Source organism: Propioniciclava sp. LT432 (assembly GCF_059515965.1).
In genome coordinates, this window is sequence record NZ_JCAKNE010000023.1 from 13,179 (window position 1) to 27,640 (window position 14,462).

A 14,462-nucleotide genomic window follows, 5' to 3' on the forward strand; every position below is an offset into this window, starting at 1 on the left:
CATCCGCGCTGGTGAAACGCCCGATCCGGGGCTTCAGCGCCGATGAAGGTCATCGACGGCCGGGCCCTCGAGGAGGGTCCCATCGGGGGCGAAGCGGGAGCCGTGCAACGGGCAGTCCCATGACTTCTCGGCGTCGTTCCAGCCCAGGACGCCACCCAGGTGGGTGCACACCCCCGACACCCGGCAGGTGACCCCGTCCACGGTGGACACGGCCTCGGGCACGCCCGTGCTGCCGCGACCCACGACCCCTCGGCCCTCGGCGGGCGGGTCGGCGGGCAGCGGGTGCAGTTCTGCACCCACCCAGCCCTTGGTGAGTTCGACGGCCACCTCGGCGTTGGGGGCCAGGGCGCTCAGGATCCCGACCGGCTTCGTGACCCGGTGACCCAGCTTCTTGGCCCACGGCAGCGAGCCGCCCAGGATCTGGGCGCTCAGGTTCAGGCCGGCCGCCACGGCGTTCGCCATGCCCCACTTGTTGTACCCGGTGGCGAGGTACACCGACCCACCCCCGCGGGGGAGCTGCCCGACGAAGGGCACCCGGTTGACCGAGCGGTAGTCCTGGGCCGACCAGGCGTGGGTGAGTTCCGCGCCGGGGAAGTGCTTCGCCGTCCAGGCCACGAGGTCCTCCACGGACGCCGCGGGCGAGTCGGCGCGTCCGGTCACGTGACCGTTGCCGCCGACCATCAGCAACTCTCCGTCGGCGTGGGGGACCGTGCGTAGCGAGCGCGTCGGCTCGTCGGCCGACAGGTACAGGCCGGACGGGATGGGGCCCGGGACGCGGTGGGTGGTGACGTAGGACCGCGAGGGGATGAGCTTGGCGAAGTAGCCGCCCCGGTCGAGAACCGGCGTCCCGGTGGCGAGCACCAGCCGGTCGGCGGTCATGCCTCCTTGGGTGGTGGCGAGCTTCAGGCGGGACCCTGCTTGGACGTCCGTGAGCCGCGCCCCCTCGACGAGGACGCCTCCGTGCGCCTCGAAGTCTTCGACGAGGTGGTCCAGGACGAGCAGGGGGTGGAGTTGCACCTGGTCGGGCAGGGTGATGGCGGCCTCGACCGGGAAGGGGAGTCCGTGGTCGGCGGTTCGCCGGGCGTCGATGCCGCCCGTGTGGCAGGCGGCCAGTTCGGCCTCGAGCCGCTCCGCACCGTCCGGGGTTGTCGCGTAGGTGAACGCCGGCCGCCGCTCGTAGGGGATGGCGCGCTCGTCCATGAACCGGACGAGCCAGGCCTGCCCCTCGCGGTTGCCCTCCACGTACGCCCGCAGGACGTCCTCGGAGTGGTGCCGGACGATGTCGGACAGCACGAGACCCTGCAGCAGGCTCAGCTTGCCCGTCGTGCGTCCCGTGGTGACCGCGCCGACCGTGCGCGCTTCGATCACCGTGACGCGTTGCCCCGACCGGGCGAGCAGGACGGCGGTCATGAGCCCGGTCAGGCCGGCCCCGGCGACCACCGTGTCGCCATGGGTGTCCGGTAAGGCGGTCTCGGGCCGCGGGGGAGGGGTGGTGCGGGAGTCGAACCAGAAAGATTCCATGTTTCCGCTCCTGATGTGGGTGTGCCGGCCACCATCGGTGGCCGGCACGGGCGGTCATGTTCAGGTGAACAGGCTCACGCCTCCGGGACCGACGAGCAGTCCCAGGACGATGAGAACGATTCCCCAGACGAGTTGCCTGCGGAAGATGGCGAAGATCCCGGCGATCACCAGGATCGCCGCGATGATCCAGAGAACGGTGGCCATGTGTTCCTCCTTCAGCGAGGTTGTGTGGTGTGGTGCGGGGACTTCTACTTCTTGAAGGCGTCCTTGACCTTCTCGCCGGCCTGCTTGATGTCGGCGGAGGCCTGTTCCGTCCTGCCCTCGGCCTCCAGGCGCTCGTCGTCGGTGACCTTGCCGGCACCTTCCTTGAGCTTGCCGGACGCCTTCTCTGCCGCGTTGCGAATCTTGTCGTCGGTTCCCATGGGGATCCTCCTTCATCGTGGATCGATGCCTCCCTGTACCCGGGTGGGGCAGGCCCAAACCGGCGGCCTCCGCGGTGTGCCGCTGCGCCCTGCGGACGGGGCTGAGGCCCGGGTGGCCCTTGTCAGGGCGTCCGCGAGGTGGCACTCTCAGGACAAGGACTCCGCGGTTCAACCACGTGCCGACAGGATCGCTCAACACAGGAGCGCGATCATGACACGTCGCCGTCCCGCATCCCTCCATTCCCGAAACACCCCCCACGCCGGCGAGGCGCTGCTGCGTCGCATGGCCGAAACCAAGGACCCGGTCGAGAAGAAGAGGCTGGCCCATGAGGTCACCGAGGAGTACCTGGGTCTTGCCGACGCCCTTGCGTGGCAGTACGCCCATCGCGGTGTCGAGGTGGAGGACCTGATCCAGGTGGCTCGTACGGGCCTCGTCCTCGCCGTCGCGCGGTTCCGGCCCCAGGACGTCGAGTGCCCGTTCGTGGCCTTCGCCGTGCCGACCATCCGGGGCGAGTTGCGGCGGTACTTCCGTGACCACGGTTGGCTGGTCCGCCCACCACGACGGATCCAGGAACTCCGGGCCCGGACCCGGCAGGCCCGCGCCGACCTCGAGCAGGGCGCGGGGCGCGAGCCGACGGACGCCGAGGTGGCCCGTTCGCTGCAGGTCGAGCCCGCTGAGGTTCGCGAGTGCGACGCCGCCGACGCGTGCTTCACCGGCTTGTCACTCGATGCTCCCACCGCGGAGCACGGACCCTCCCCCTGGGAGCGACTCGGCGAGGAGCATGCCGAGCTCGAGTCGGTGCCCGACCAACTCGTGCTGCGGCAGGAGATCGCACGCCTTCCTGAGCGTGACCGCCGCACGCTCGAGTGGCGCTTCATCGAGGGTCTGACCCAGAGCGAGATCGGCATGCGTCTCGGCGTCAGCCAGATGCAGGTCTCCCGCATCCTTTCCCGGGTCCTGGCGCAGTTGCGCCTGGCCCTCGACGACACGTCCGCCGCCGCCTGAGGCGGCGCCCACGTTCAGTGGCGCGGCCGCGCCTGTACGGCCGTTGCGCACGCGGTTAGAGTGTGCGCGACCGCGCCACCGGGCGTCCGCGCCCTTCGTCGAGCCGGCGCGGTGGGAGGCTTGCATGGCGGGGAACGACGAGCGCGAGTCGGTTGTCGACCCGGCGGAGTTGGGGAGGCAGTTCGAGGAGATCTCGGCGCGTCTTGTCGCCGAGCAGGGGCGGTTGGCCCCGGATCGCGTGATCCAGTTCGCCGCGCAGGTCGTCCCTCACGCCGGCCATTGCGGCATCACGCTGATCCGCGGGGGTCGTGCTCCCGAGGTCGTCGCGGTGAGCGATCCCGTCTCCGAGCAGGTGGACCTCCTCCAGCACGTCATGGGGGAGGGGCCGTGCATGGATGCGGCCGAGGAGTCGGACGCGGTGGTCACGCCGGACGTGGGCCGTGACCCTCGCTGGCCGGTGTTCGGGCCCGCCTGTGTGGAGCAGACCGGGATCCGCAGCGTGCTCTCCCTGCGCATGCTGTCCGGGCCGGGTGACCGGGCCGCCCTCAACTTCTACTCCAGTGCCGTGGATGCCTTCGACGACATGGACCTGGGCATCGCGTCGATCATCGCGCCCTTCGCGGCCATCTCCGTGTCGACCGAGCTGCACGAGCGGGACGTCGCCAACCTGGGTTCGGCCCTGGGGACGAGCCGGCAGATCGGCACCGCGATCGGCATCCTGATGGCCACCCGCAGTGCCACGTCCGAACAGGCGTTCGCCATGCTGCGCTCAGCGAGCCAGCAGCTCAACCGGAAGGTGCGAGACGTGGCCGAGGAGGTCGCGCTGACCGGCGAACTCCCGGGTGGGGCGCCCAAGCCGGTGGACCAGGGCTGAGGGCCCTCAGGCGCGTCCGGCCAGCAGGGTGCGGTTGAGCTGGCGGGCGGCCGTGGGGATGTCGTCGGGCAGGACGGTCGCTCCCCGGACGCCTGCGGCGGACCCGCCCCCCACCCAGACGGAGATGGACGACCCGGCCAGGGCGTCGACGACGAGGCTGGCGGCCTTGGCGTCCGCGGGGGAGTACACCCCCAGGACGACCGCCCGCGCCCGTTGCCCGCGGGCCGCCACTGCCCAGTCCTCCGCCGGCAGATCGGCGCCCAGATAGAGGACGTTCGGTCCGAGCCGGCGCAGGCACGTGGCGAACGCGAGGAGCGCCAGCTGGTGCCGCGCCCCGGGCGGCAGCCCCACCAGCACCGTCGGTCCTGAGGACTGCCCGGCCGCGGCGTGGAAGGCGGCGGACACTTCGGCCATCAGCCCGGCGGACGCGAAGTGCTCCTGGGCCACCGAGATCTGGCCGGACGCCCACGCCTCGCCGAGCCGGGCGAGCTGGGGGAGGAGCCAGGAGGAGACGACCTGCTCGAATCCCGCGGCGGCGAACGCCGCGTCGATCGTCTCGCGCAGGATGACGGGGTCGAGGGACGCCGCGGCGCTGACGAGGTCGGGGGCGCCGGACGCCAACGCCGCGGTCGGTTTCGACGGCCGGAAGTCGGCGAGGCTCGCGGCGGCCTGCGCCGGACGCATCCCGCTCGCCACACGGGCGGCCATCTCGCGGAGCATCTCGATCTGCTCGGGGTCGTAGAGCCGGTAGCCGCCTTCGGTGCGGCGCGGCGCGATGACGCCGTAACGCCGTTCCCACGCGCGTAGCGTTGCGGTGGGGATGCCCGTGAGGGCTTCCGCCTGGCTGACTGTGTACACCGATTCCCCCCTTCTACCACTGGCGCGACGGGGAGAGCTTATACAAAGATTGGACAATAAGTCTTGCCATGGATCCTTTCCGCGGCTAGCGTGGCGCACAGAACCTTTGACAAACATTGGACGGACTCATGTCGACCCATCCCAGCTCGCCCAGGTACTCCGTACCGCCCTCACCTGTCGGTGACGACGTCGTCCTGCTCGACGAGCAGGGGCGGCCCGCGGGCCGTGCGGACCGCACGCGCATCCACTCCGACGCGACGCCGCTCCACCTGGCCTTCTCCACCTACCTGTTCAACGCCAGGGGAGAGGTGCTCCTGACCCGGCGGGCGCTCAGCAAGACCACGTGGCCGGGCGTCTGGACCAACTCCGCGTGCGGCCACCCGCGCCCCGGTGAGGACATCGAGGCGGCGGCCCGGCGCCGGATCCGCGAGGAGTTGGGCCTGGTCGTCGGTCCGCTCACCCCGCTGCTGCCCGACTTCCGCTATCGGGCCGTCGACGCCTCGGGCATCGTGGAGAACGAGGTGTGTCCCGTCTACGCGGCGTTCGTCGCCGACGAGGATCCGCGTCCGGACCCCGATGAGGTGGCCGATTGGGCGTGGGTGCCGTGGGAGAGCCTGGCCACCGCCATCGCCGCGACACCCCACGTGTACAGCCCCTGGTCCGCCCTCCAGGTGCCGCGCCTGGTCACGACCCTGGGGTCCGGCTTGTCCCTCGGACAGCGTCCGAGCCCCGACCCGGTCGCCGCGCTGCGCGACGTCGAGGCGCTGCTGCAGGAGCAGTTGGCGGTCCTGTCCCGCGAGTGGGAGGTGCACTCCGCCGGCCTCGGCGTCGACGTGCTGCCCCAGGACCTGCCCGGCTGGCTGCGTGAGCTGACCATCGGGCGTGGCAAGCGCGTGCGCACCACGATGACGTATTGGGGCTTCATCGCCGCCGGCGGCATCCATGGCGAGGCAGGGTACCGGCACATGGTCCGGGCCGCGGCGGCGCTGGAACTGCTCCACCTCTTCGCCCTTGTCCACGACGACGTCATGGACGAGTCCGACCAGCGCCGCGGGCGCCCCTCGGCCCATGTCCAGGCGTCCCGTTGGCACGAGGAGGCCGGGGCGCGCGGCGAGGGCGCGGTCTTCGGTCGCAACCTCGCGATCCTGCTCGGCGACCTCGCGCACACCCTCGCGGACGGCCTGGTCGACGGGCTTCCTCCCGCGATGCGCGCCGCCTGGTACGAGCTGTCGGTGGAGCTCATCGCCGGCCAGCGGGCCGACCTGACGGGGGCGGCCGCGGGCCGCCCCGACCGCCGGCACGCCGAGCACGTCGCGCGCGCCAAGTCCGGTCGCTACACCGTCACCCGGCCACTGCAGCTGGGGGCCGTCGCCGCCGGCGCTTCCCAGCAGATCATGGACGCGCTGATGACCTGCGGTGACCACCTCGGCAGCGCGTTCGCGCTCCGAGACGACCACCTGGGCGTCTGGGGCGACCCCGCCCTCACCGGCAAGCCCGCCAGCGACGACCTCTACGAGGGCAAGGCGACCGTGCTGTTGTCGCTGGCCCGTGAGCACCTGGTGGGCGACGCGGCCGACCTGCTGGCCCGCGTCGGGACGCCCGACTTCGGCCGTGAGGACGTCCCCGTCCTCGCCGACGCCCTGCGCGCCTCGGGCATCGACGCGATGCTCGAGCGGCTGATCGCGGACGAGGTCAGCCAGGGGCTGGCCTGCCTCGAGCGGGCCCCGCTCGCCCAGCCGGGTGTCGACGGCCTCGTCGAAGCCGCCCGCACCCTTGCCTGGCGGATGGCATGAGGGCTCCGGCGCGGCGCGGCGACCACGTCGTCGTCGTCGGCGCGGGACTGTCCGGTCTCGCCGCCGCCCTCCACCTGGCGGGCGCGGGCCACCGCGTCACCATCGTGGAGCGCGAGTCGTTCCCCGGTGGACGCAACGGCATCCTCGAGCGCGACGGGTTCCGCTTCGACACCGGCCCCGTCGTCTTCACGATGGTCCCCCTGCTGGAGGAGGCGTTCCGCGCCGTCGGCCGCACCGTGGGCGACTACGTCACCCTGAAGCAGCTCGACCCCGCGTACCACGCCTTCTTCGCCGACGGGTCGCGCCTGCTCGTCCGCCCCGGGTACGAAAAGATGCGCGAGGTCATCGCGGCCGAGAGCGGCGCCAAGGACGCCCGCGCGTTCGACGACTTCGTGGTCTGGCTGCGCCGCCTCAACGACGTGGAGCTGCCCCACTTCATCGACGCCAACTTCAACTCCCCGCTGGGGCTGTTCCGCTCGCCCCGCGCGGTGGCGGAGCTACTGCGCTTGGGCGCCTTCAAGCGTCTCGGTCCCGAGGTCGCGCGCCGGTTCTCCGACGAGCGCCTGCACCGCGTCTTCAGCTTCCAGGCGATGTACGCCGGCCTGGCCCCCGAGCAGGCGCTCGCGCTGTACGCCGTCATCACGTACATGGACTCCATCGAGGGCGTCTGGTTCCCCGAGGGCGGCATGCACGCCGTGCCGGTCGCGATGGCCCGGGCGGCCCAGGACGCCGGGGTCGAGATCCGCTACGACTCACGGGTCGAGCACGTGTCCCGGGCGCCGGGCGGCGCGGCATCCGGCGTGGTGCTGGCCGACGGCGAGCGCCTGGCGGCGGACGCGGTCGTGGTGACCGCCGACCTGCCGGTGGCGTACGAGCGCCTGCTGCCCGACCTGACCCCGCCGAGGGTCGCACGCCGCGGTCAGTACTCGCCGAGTGCGTTGGTGTGGCACCTCGGCGTCAAGGGCGAGCTGCCCCAGCTGACCGGCCACCACAACATCCACTTCGGGAAGGCCTGGTCGCAGGCGTTCGCCGACCTGATGGAGACCGGCATCCCCATGCGGGACCCCTCCCGGTACGTCGCGGTCCCGTCCGTGAACGCCCCGGAGGTCGCCCCGCAAGGGGCGCACACGCTGTACGTCCTCGAGCCGGTGCCGAACCTCCAGGTCGGACGCCTCGACTGGACCCGCGAGGGTCCCCGGCTGCGCGACCGGATGCACACGTTCCTCGACTCGTTCGGGTACCCCACCGGCATCGTCACCGAGGAGCTCGTGACCCCCGCCGACTGGCAGGCCCAGGGCATGGCGGCCGGCACGCCGTTCGCCCTGGCCCACACGCTGATGCAGTCGGGTCCGTTCCGCCCCCGCAACGTGGACAAGCGGGTTCCGGGCCTCGTCTTCGCCGGTTCCGGCACGACACCGGGCGTCGGAATCCCGATGGTGCTGATCTCGGGCAAGCTCGCCGCCCAGCGCGTCCAGGAGATGGCACGATGACCGACCTGACCGCCGGCTACCGGTACTGCGCGGAACTGACGAAGCAGTACGGCACGACCTACTACTGGGGCGCCCGCCTGCTGCCCCCCGCCCAGCGCCGCGACGTGTTCACCGTGTACGCGCTGTGCCGGCTCGCCGACGACATCGTCGACGAACCGGACCGCGTCGACGTCGCGGTGCCCCAGGGTGGGACGCCGCGGGAGCGGCTGGGCGCGTTCCGGGCGATGTTCTTCCGGGCGCTGGAGGAAGGCTCGGACGAGCCCGTGATGGCCGCCATCGTCGACAGCATCCGCCGGCGCGGGACCGACCCGGAGTGCTTCGGGCGCTTCTTCGCGGCCATGGCGTCCGACCTGGATCGCGACACCTGGGAGACCTGGGAGGAGCTGCGGGACGGGTACATGGAGGGCTCCGCGGCCGTGATCGGCGAGATGATGCTCCCCGTCCTGGAGCCCTACTCGCCCGAGGCGAAGGAGTCGGCGCGGGCGCTGGGCAACGCGTTCCAGCTCACCAACTTCCTGCGCGACGTCGCCGAGGACCTCGATCGCGGGCGGGTCTACCTGCCCCAGGAGGACCTCGCGCGCCACGGCGCCGACCCCTGGCTGCGGGAGGTCACTCCCCAGTGGCGGGCCATGATGGCCGAGCAGGTCGCCCGCGCGCGGGAGCTCTACGCCCAGGGCCAGGAGGGGCTGGCGCTGCTCCCGCCCGCCTCGCGGCGCTGCGTCGGGACGGCGCTGGTGCTCTACAGCCGGATCCTCGACCGGATCGAGGCCGCCGACTACGACGTGTTCTCCGGGCGCCTGCGCGTCCCGGACGCCGAGAAGCTGGCCGTCATGCTGCGGTCGCTCGCCGTCGGCGTCCCGCACGTCGACTTCGGACGGGCGGGCGCGGCCGCCTGACCCTCAGCGGGCCAGGAGGCCGCGCACCGGCACGGTCCAGATGTCCTGGCCCCGGACGCCCCAGCCGCCCAGCAGTTCGTTGGCGGCGAGGAAGCCCGTGGTGGCGGCGCGTTCCATCAGCGCCACCGGGTGCTCGCAGCGGACCCAGTCGCCGGCGAGCACCAGCCGAGGCGACGGCGTCCGGACGCCGGGGCGCGCCTCCCAGGGCTCGGGCGTGATGAGGGTGCAGTCGTCCCGGGTCAGCACCTCGCGGTGCAGGACCGGGATGCTGCGCGTCTCGGGGAACACCCGGTGCAGTTCGCTCTCCAGCGTGGCGGCCACGGCGTCCGCAGCGGCGGGGTCGGACGCCACCGCCGGGTCGCAGGCGTAGGCGTGCAGCTCGACCACGGAGCCGTCGTGGGTCCGGGCCCAGTCGGCGGCGCCGGCCTCGAAACGCTCCAGCACCGACACGTTGTCGAGGGGCCCGTAGCCGCTCGTGCCGAGGAAGGCCGGGCGGTCGGCGTCCACTGGCTTCTCCAGCCACAGCCGGACGACGACGAACGGGGGCGCGTTGCGGGTGGCGGCGACGGACGCCCGCCAGGAGGGGTCGGCGTCCGGGAGGGCCGCGACCAGCGCGCGGGCGGCGCGGGGGTCGGCGGCCAGGACGCAGGCGTCCGCCTCGAGGGGCACGCCGCCCACCGACGCGGTCACGCCGTCGTCACCCACGACGAGGTCGCTCACCGAAGCGTTCAACAGCACCGTCGCGCCGAGGTCGCGCAGGCGCTTGCCGAGCGGAGCCCACAGGGTGGTGTCGTAGTCGTCGTCGGGCACGTCGAAGAGCAGCCCCTCGGCGGACCCCATGAAGTAGGTGTGGAACATCGCCACCAGTTCGCCGGCGCCGAACTCGCGGGGGTCGGCGAAGAACGAGCGGGCGAACACTTCCAGGGCCAGCGCGCGGGCCGCGGGCGGGAAGCGGAGCCGGTCGAGGAAGGCGGCCGCCGACTCCCCGTCGTAGTCCGCGTACGTGCCCGGGAAGCGCACCTTCAGCAGTTCCAGGGCTGCGGGCACGTTGACCTTCGCGAGCGAGCGGACCGTGAACGAGGGGCTGCGCCGGACGAACTCGAGCACCGACCACGGCGGCGTGGTGGGCAGCCCCGTGAACGAGTCGCGCAGCCCGTCGGGGCGCTGCAGCGGGTAGTCCTCGATGGGGGTGAGGAAGCTGAGCTCCGGGTCGACGCGCCGCAGGAGGGCGCGCAGGTTGTAGTACTGCCGGAAGAAGGCGTGGAAGCCCCGGCTCATCGTCCGGCCGTCCTCCAGCGGCCAGGCGGCGACGCGGCCACCCAGGCGGTCGGACGCCTCGGCGAGCGTCACCCGGACGCCGCGCTCGGCCAGGATCGTCGCCGCGGCCAGGCCGGCGATGCCGCCGCCGACGACGAGCACGTGCCGGGGGGCGTCCGGCTTCTTGGTGCCGGCGGGAGCGGGGTGGCGCACCGCGCGGCGGTCGCGCCCGGGCAGGGTCGAGGGGCGGGGGGTGGGTGTCATGATGCCTCCTTGGCGCCGAGGCGCGTCCACACGAGCAGGGTCAGGGTGACCATCGCCCAGCCGAAACCGAAGTCCTCGACGGGGATGTCCCAGGGGAAGCGCAGGCCGGAGTGGTGCGCGGGGTTGTACAGGACGATCGGGTCGCTCAGCTTGGTCAGCCAGCCGTCGACCAAGCCCTGGAAGAAGAACACGATCGCGATGGCCAGCCAGTACTGGACCCGGCGGAACAGCCCGGTCCTGAGCCAGAGGACCTCCACCGCGACGATCGCCGCGATCGAGAGGAGGGTGAGGATCGTGTACTCAGGCATGTCCGTCCTCCGTCCGTCCGCGGAGGCGCCGCAGCACGGTGCCCACCGCCTCGTAGGTGAGTAGGCCGCAGATGGGGATCACGAGGAAGAACACCAGTTCCTCCAGCGGCATGGGGCCCAGCATGATGCCGGTGGTGAAGCGGGGGCTGTAGGACCAGTGGTCCCGCACGATCCCGAGGATGTCCCAGGCGACGAACACGACCACCGTCGGGAGCATCGCGAGCAGCAGCCGGAGCGGCCTGCGGTAGACGCGGGCGCGCAACACGAACTCCAGGGGGAGGGTGATCAGCAGGCACGCGGCCATCAGGGCCAGGTACTGGTATCGGTCGTCCATTCAGCGGTTCTCCTCGTGCTCGGGTGCTGGGGCCAGCCGCAGGCGCAGCCCGCGCAGGGTGTAGCCGGCGATGAGGTCGTCCCAGCCGAGCGTCGGCTCGGCGACGACGACGGGGTCGCGGGCGAGCAGGCGGGTGAGCAGCGCGTCCGCCTCGAGCGTGGCGAGCGGCTGGCCGGGGCAGCGGTGCGCGCCGTCGCCGAAGCTGATCCCGGCCGCGTTCACCCCGGAGGGGAGGGGGCGTCCGGGGCACAGGGTCAGCGCGTCGTCGCCCACGGCGTCCGGGTCGGCGTTGGCCTGGCGGACGGCGACGTCGATGAGGTCCCCGGCCGCGAGCGTCCAGGACCGGTCGCCCTCGGTCAGCGTGAGGGGTGCGGTGGCGCGCCGGTAGAGGTGCCCGACCACGGGCTCCAGGCGCAGGACCTCGTTCAGGATCGCGAGCCGTTCGGTCAGGCCCGCCACGCGGTAACGGGCCGCGAGGGGCTCGTGGGTGAGGAGGTGCCAGGCCGCCATCGTGATGAACTCGCGCGTGGTGACCATGCCCGCGGTGCCGTAGGTGAGGCACTCGACGAGGATGTCGGCGTCGGAGTAGCCCTCGGCGATGAGGTGGCTGATGATGTCGTCGGCCGGACGCCGCCGCCGCTGCCGGATCGCCGGGCGGACGTCGGCGAGGTGGAACCGAACGAGCGGGACCAGCCCGTTGGCCGCCGCTTGGGCCCACTGGCGACCGGTCCGGCCCAGACGGGGCTTCGCGAGGTCGAACGGCGGCTGGCGGAAGAACGACACGAGGCGGCGGGCCATCGCCGGCACGGGGGAGTTCGTCAGGCCCACGACGTGCCCGGTCACGTCGACGGAGTAGAGCAGCGCCAGGTCGTCCAGGGCGAACTCGTCCCCGCCGACCTCGGCCAAGAGGGCGTCCGCGCGTTCGGCCATCAGGGCGCCGTAGCGGTCGGTGACGACCGCGGGCGCCAGGAACCGGGCCACCTTGGCGCGTTGCTCGTCGTGCAGGGGCCCGTCGGAGATGAGGATCGGCCGGTGCCGCAGCCACCCCTGGGGGATCCACTCGGCCGTGAAGCCGGCTTGGGTCGTCTCCCGTCGGGCGCGCAGCACCTGGCGGGCCACCTCCAGCGACCGAATGCGCCACAGGCCACCCTCGTACGCCACCCGGGGCGTGTCACGCTCGCCTGCGCGCGACGAGCGGCGGCTTGGTGCAAGGTGGGTCACGGGGGCTCCTTCGCGGTGGATCGCGTCCCACGGTAGCGCCCAGCGACGCGCTTGTACAATGTTTGTCCAATCTCTAGGGTGGGGACCATGAACGCGATCGTCTGGCTCCGGCGCGACCTCCGTCGCGCCGACCTGCCCCTGCTGGCGGCGGCCCACGACCACGCCGCCGGCGGCGAGGTCGCGGTGTGCTTCGTCCTTGATCCCGCGTTCTTCGACACCGCCGGGCCCGCCCGGCAGGCCTGGCTCGCCGCCACCCTGCTCGCGCTGCGGGAGACCTACGACGGGCGGCTGGCACTGCTGGCCGGCGATCCCGTCGAGGTGCTGCCCGCGTTCGTCGAGTCCCGGGGGGCGGCGTCCGTGCACGTCTCCACCGAGACCGAGCCCGCGGGGGCCGCGCGGGACGTGCGCGTCCGGGCCGCCCTCGCCGAGCGCGGTGTCGCGTGGGTCGAGACGGGCAGCCCGTATGCGGTCACGCCAGGACGGGTCCGCACCGGCCAGGGCAAGCCGTTCGAGGTGTTCACCCCGTTCTCGAAGGCGTGGCGCGCCCACGGCTGGCGGGCCCCCGCCGAGGAGCCGACCGGCCTCGCCCTCGCCCCGGCCGCTCCCGCGGACGCCACGTGGGCCCGCCTCGGGGCGGCGCTGGAGGCCCCAGGCGTCCCGGCGCTACCGCCCGCGGGGGAGGAGGCGGCCCTCGAGCGGTGGCGCGCCTTCCTCGCCGACGGGCTGGCGGGCTACGCGACCCGCCGTGACCGGCCCGACGTCAAGGGCACCTCCCGGCTGTCCCCGTACCTGAAGTTCGGCGTCCTGCACCCCCGCACCCTCCTGGCCGACCTGTCCCTCCACGGGGGCCCGGACGCCGAGCGGTTCGTCACCGAACTGGCCTGGCGGGAGTTCTATGCCGACGTCCTCCACCACCACCCCGACAGCGTGGACGCCGACCTCCGCTCCGCGCTGACGGGCATCCGGTACGACGACGACGCCGACCTGGTGGCCGCCTGGCAGCAGGGGCGGACGGGCTACCCCTTCGTGGACGCCGGCATGCGCCAACTCCTGGCCACCGGCTGGATGCACAACCGCGTCCGCATGGTGGCGGCGAGCTTCCTGACCAAGGACCTGCACGTCTGGTGGCCGGTGGGCGCCCGCTGGTTCCTGGACCACCTCATCGACGGGGACGTCGCCTCCAACACCCACGGGTGGCAGTGGACCGCCGGCACCGGCACGGACGCCGCCCCCTACTTCCGGGTCTTCAACCCCGTCCTCCAGGGGCTGCGCTTCGACCCGGAGGGTGACTACGTCCGGCGGTGGGTGCCCGAGCTCGCCCACGTGGCGGGCGCGCGGGCGCACGAGCCGTGGACCGCCCCGGACGGGTACGCGCAGGGCTACCCCGAGCGCATCGTCGACCACGCCGCCGAGCGCCGGGACGCGCTGGACCGCTACGCCGAGGTCCGCGGGGCGGTGGCGGATCGTGGCTGACCCCACCGCGCCCCCCGCCGGCCGCCGCGGCCCCGTGGCCGAGTTGCGGGCCTTCGTCCACGCCGCGTTGCTCACCCCCGTCGAGCCGCCCCCCACCGAGACGCCCGCGCAGCGGCTGCGCCGCCGGGTCGTGGTGGCGGCCACCGTGCTGATCGGCGCGCTCGCCCTCGGCGCGGCGCTGGCCATCCCCCCGGGGGACCCCTTGTTCTATGTCGCGGCCGCCGGGGTCGCCGCACTCTGGGGGGTCGGCGCGTTGGCGTCCGGGCCGCTGCGCCTCGGGCGGGGCCGCACCCGTTCCGGCGCGACGAGCCGCGGCGTCCTGCAGGGGCTCATCCTGGGGGCGTCCCTGCTGGCGGTCTTCCTGGCCGGCGCGTTCGTGATCGCCCGCATCCCGGTGCTGCGGGCGCCGGTCGACGACCTGCTCGACCACGCCCGGGTCGGCTCGGTGTGGGTGGTCGCCGCGATCACGGTGGTCAACGGCGTCGCCGAGGAACTCTTCTTCCGCGGGGCCGTCCACGCCTCCTTCGACCCGCGGTGGAGCGTCCTCGGTTCGACGGTGCTCTACACCGCCTCCACGCTGTTCTCGGGCGTGCCGCTGCTGACCTTCGCCGCGGCCTGCCTCGGCCTGCTCACGGCGGCCCAGCGCCGCGTCACCGGCGGCGTTGCCGGACCCATCGCCACCCACCTCACCTGGTCGCTCGGGATGCTCTTCCTGCTCGGCCCCGTCCTCTCCCTCGGAGGTTGA

15 protein-coding genes are annotated in these 14,462 nt (G+C 72.9%); 7 read left to right on the plus strand and 8 right to left on the minus strand.

Annotated elements, in window-relative coordinates; all coding sequences use genetic code 11:
• Positions 1 to 33: 33 nt before the first annotated feature.
• The 3 genes from AC5YDV_RS13625 to AC5YDV_RS13635 are packed head-to-tail and all read right to left on the minus strand — an operon-like array spanning position 34 to position 1,943.
• The gene (locus AC5YDV_RS13625) at positions 34 to 1,521 is read right to left on the minus strand and encodes an FAD-dependent oxidoreductase (protein WP_496183876.1); all 1,488 of its coding nucleotides are present in this window, start codon (positions 1,519 to 1,521) and stop codon (positions 34 to 36) included.
• 60 nt (positions 1,522 to 1,581) lie between these two features.
• Complete coding sequence (locus AC5YDV_RS13630) at positions 1,582 to 1,725, minus strand: GPGG-motif small membrane protein (RefSeq protein ID WP_496183877.1); 144 nt, start codon at positions 1,723 to 1,725, stop codon at positions 1,582 to 1,584.
• Positions 1,726 to 1,769: 44 nt separating this feature from the next.
• Positions 1,770 to 1,943, minus strand: coding sequence for a CsbD family protein (locus AC5YDV_RS13635; protein ID WP_496183878.1), 174 nt, complete (start codon positions 1,941 to 1,943; stop codon positions 1,770 to 1,772).
• A 211-nt stretch (positions 1,944 to 2,154) separates the two neighbouring features.
• Here AC5YDV_RS13635 and AC5YDV_RS13640 point away from each other — a divergent pair, with 211 nt between their 5' ends.
• On the plus strand, positions 2,155 to 2,949 hold the full coding sequence (locus tag AC5YDV_RS13640) for a sigma-70 family RNA polymerase sigma factor (protein WP_496183879.1): 795 nt from the start codon (positions 2,155 to 2,157) through the stop codon (positions 2,947 to 2,949).
• Between the two features lie 124 nt (positions 2,950 to 3,073).
• Positions 3,074 to 3,823: a GAF and ANTAR domain-containing protein gene (locus AC5YDV_RS13645; protein WP_496183880.1), complete on the plus strand. Its 750-nt coding sequence runs from the start codon at positions 3,074 to 3,076 to the stop codon at positions 3,821 to 3,823.
• 6 nt (positions 3,824 to 3,829) lie between these two features.
• Here AC5YDV_RS13645 and AC5YDV_RS13650 read toward each other — a convergent pair whose 3' ends face one another.
• Entirely contained in the window at positions 3,830 to 4,681 is an 852-nt protein-coding gene (locus tag AC5YDV_RS13650; RefSeq protein WP_496183881.1) for a MerR family transcriptional regulator, read from the minus strand.
• Between the two features lie 128 nt (positions 4,682 to 4,809).
• Here AC5YDV_RS13650 and idi point away from each other — a divergent pair, with 128 nt between their 5' ends.
• From idi to AC5YDV_RS13665, 3 genes are read left to right on the plus strand one after another with little or no spacing between them, the layout of a single operon-like run.
• Positions 4,810 to 6,474, plus strand: coding sequence for an isopentenyl-diphosphate Delta-isomerase (gene idi / locus AC5YDV_RS13655; RefSeq protein ID WP_496183882.1), 1,665 nt, complete (start codon positions 4,810 to 4,812; stop codon positions 6,472 to 6,474).
• Positions 6,471 to 7,964, plus strand: coding sequence for a phytoene desaturase family protein (gene crtI, locus AC5YDV_RS13660; protein ID WP_496183883.1), 1,494 nt, complete (start codon positions 6,471 to 6,473; stop codon positions 7,962 to 7,964). Before idi ends, crtI begins: the two co-directional genes overlap by 4 nt.
• Positions 7,961 to 8,860 carry a phytoene/squalene synthase family protein gene (locus tag AC5YDV_RS13665; RefSeq protein WP_496183884.1) on the plus strand — a complete coding sequence of 300 codons (900 nt, stop codon included), beginning with the start codon at positions 7,961 to 7,963 and terminating at the stop codon, positions 8,858 to 8,860. The genes crtI and AC5YDV_RS13665 overlap by 4 nt, the downstream gene beginning before the upstream one ends.
• Positions 8,861 to 8,863: 3 nt before the next feature.
• Here the strand turns inward: AC5YDV_RS13665 and AC5YDV_RS13670 are convergent, their stop codons facing one another.
• From AC5YDV_RS13670 to AC5YDV_RS13685, 4 genes are read right to left on the minus strand one after another with little or no spacing between them, the layout of a single operon-like run.
• Entirely contained in the window at positions 8,864 to 10,381 is a 1,518-nt protein-coding gene (locus AC5YDV_RS13670) for an FAD-dependent oxidoreductase (RefSeq protein WP_496183885.1), read from the minus strand.
• Positions 10,378 to 10,689, minus strand: a complete 312-nt coding sequence (locus tag AC5YDV_RS13675; RefSeq protein ID WP_496183886.1) for a lycopene cyclase domain-containing protein — start codon at positions 10,687 to 10,689, stop codon at positions 10,378 to 10,380. The genes AC5YDV_RS13670 and AC5YDV_RS13675 overlap by 4 nt, the downstream gene beginning before the upstream one ends.
• On the minus strand, positions 10,682 to 11,023 hold the full coding sequence (locus AC5YDV_RS13680) for a lycopene cyclase domain-containing protein (RefSeq protein ID WP_496183887.1): 342 nt from the start codon (positions 11,021 to 11,023) through the stop codon (positions 10,682 to 10,684). The genes AC5YDV_RS13675 and AC5YDV_RS13680 overlap by 8 nt, the downstream gene beginning before the upstream one ends.
• Complete coding sequence (locus tag AC5YDV_RS13685; protein WP_496183888.1) at positions 11,024 to 12,244, minus strand: cytochrome P450; 1,221 nt, start codon at positions 12,242 to 12,244, stop codon at positions 11,024 to 11,026.
• 87 nt (positions 12,245 to 12,331) lie between these two features.
• Here AC5YDV_RS13685 and AC5YDV_RS13690 point away from each other — a divergent pair, with 87 nt between their 5' ends.
• Together AC5YDV_RS13690 and AC5YDV_RS13695 are read left to right on the plus strand one after the other, a co-directional pair.
• Entirely contained in the window at positions 12,332 to 13,717 is a 1,386-nt protein-coding gene (locus AC5YDV_RS13690; RefSeq protein WP_496183889.1) for a cryptochrome/photolyase family protein, read from the plus strand.
• A complete protein-coding gene (locus AC5YDV_RS13695) occupies positions 13,710 to 14,462 on the plus strand; it encodes a CPBP family intramembrane glutamic endopeptidase (RefSeq protein ID WP_496183890.1) in 753 nt (250 codons plus the stop codon). Before AC5YDV_RS13690 ends, AC5YDV_RS13695 begins: the two co-directional genes overlap by 8 nt.

Excerpts from the sequence above, each read along its gene's own strand:
- AC5YDV_RS13625 (WP_496183876.1), bottom strand. The coding sequence starts at position 1,521 with ATGGAATCTTTCTGGTTCGACTCCCGCACCACCCCTCCCCCGCGGCCC.
- AC5YDV_RS13630 (WP_496183877.1), bottom strand. The coding sequence starts at position 1,725 with ATGGCCACCGTTCTCTGGATCATCGCGGCGATCCTGGTGATCGCCGGG.
- AC5YDV_RS13635 (WP_496183878.1), bottom strand. The coding sequence starts at position 1,943 with ATGGGAACCGACGACAAGATTCGCAACGCGGCAGAGAAGGCGTCCGGC.
- AC5YDV_RS13640 (WP_496183879.1), top strand. The coding sequence starts at position 2,155 with ATGACACGTCGCCGTCCCGCATCCCTCCATTCCCGAAACACCCCCCAC.
- AC5YDV_RS13645 (WP_496183880.1), top strand. The coding sequence starts at position 3,074 with ATGGCGGGGAACGACGAGCGCGAGTCGGTTGTCGACCCGGCGGAGTTG.
- idi (WP_496183882.1), top strand. The coding sequence starts at position 4,810 with ATGTCGACCCATCCCAGCTCGCCCAGGTACTCCGTACCGCCCTCACCT.
- crtI (WP_496183883.1), top strand. The coding sequence starts at position 6,471 with ATGAGGGCTCCGGCGCGGCGCGGCGACCACGTCGTCGTCGTCGGCGCG.
- AC5YDV_RS13665 (WP_496183884.1), top strand. The coding sequence starts at position 7,961 with ATGACCGACCTGACCGCCGGCTACCGGTACTGCGCGGAACTGACGAAG.
- AC5YDV_RS13670 (WP_496183885.1), bottom strand. The coding sequence starts at position 10,381 with ATGACACCCACCCCCCGCCCCTCGACCCTGCCCGGGCGCGACCGCCGC.
- AC5YDV_RS13675 (WP_496183886.1), bottom strand. The coding sequence starts at position 10,689 with ATGCCTGAGTACACGATCCTCACCCTCCTCTCGATCGCGGCGATCGTC.
- AC5YDV_RS13680 (WP_496183887.1), bottom strand. The coding sequence starts at position 11,023 with ATGGACGACCGATACCAGTACCTGGCCCTGATGGCCGCGTGCCTGCTG.
- AC5YDV_RS13690 (WP_496183889.1), top strand. The coding sequence starts at position 12,332 with ATGAACGCGATCGTCTGGCTCCGGCGCGACCTCCGTCGCGCCGACCTG.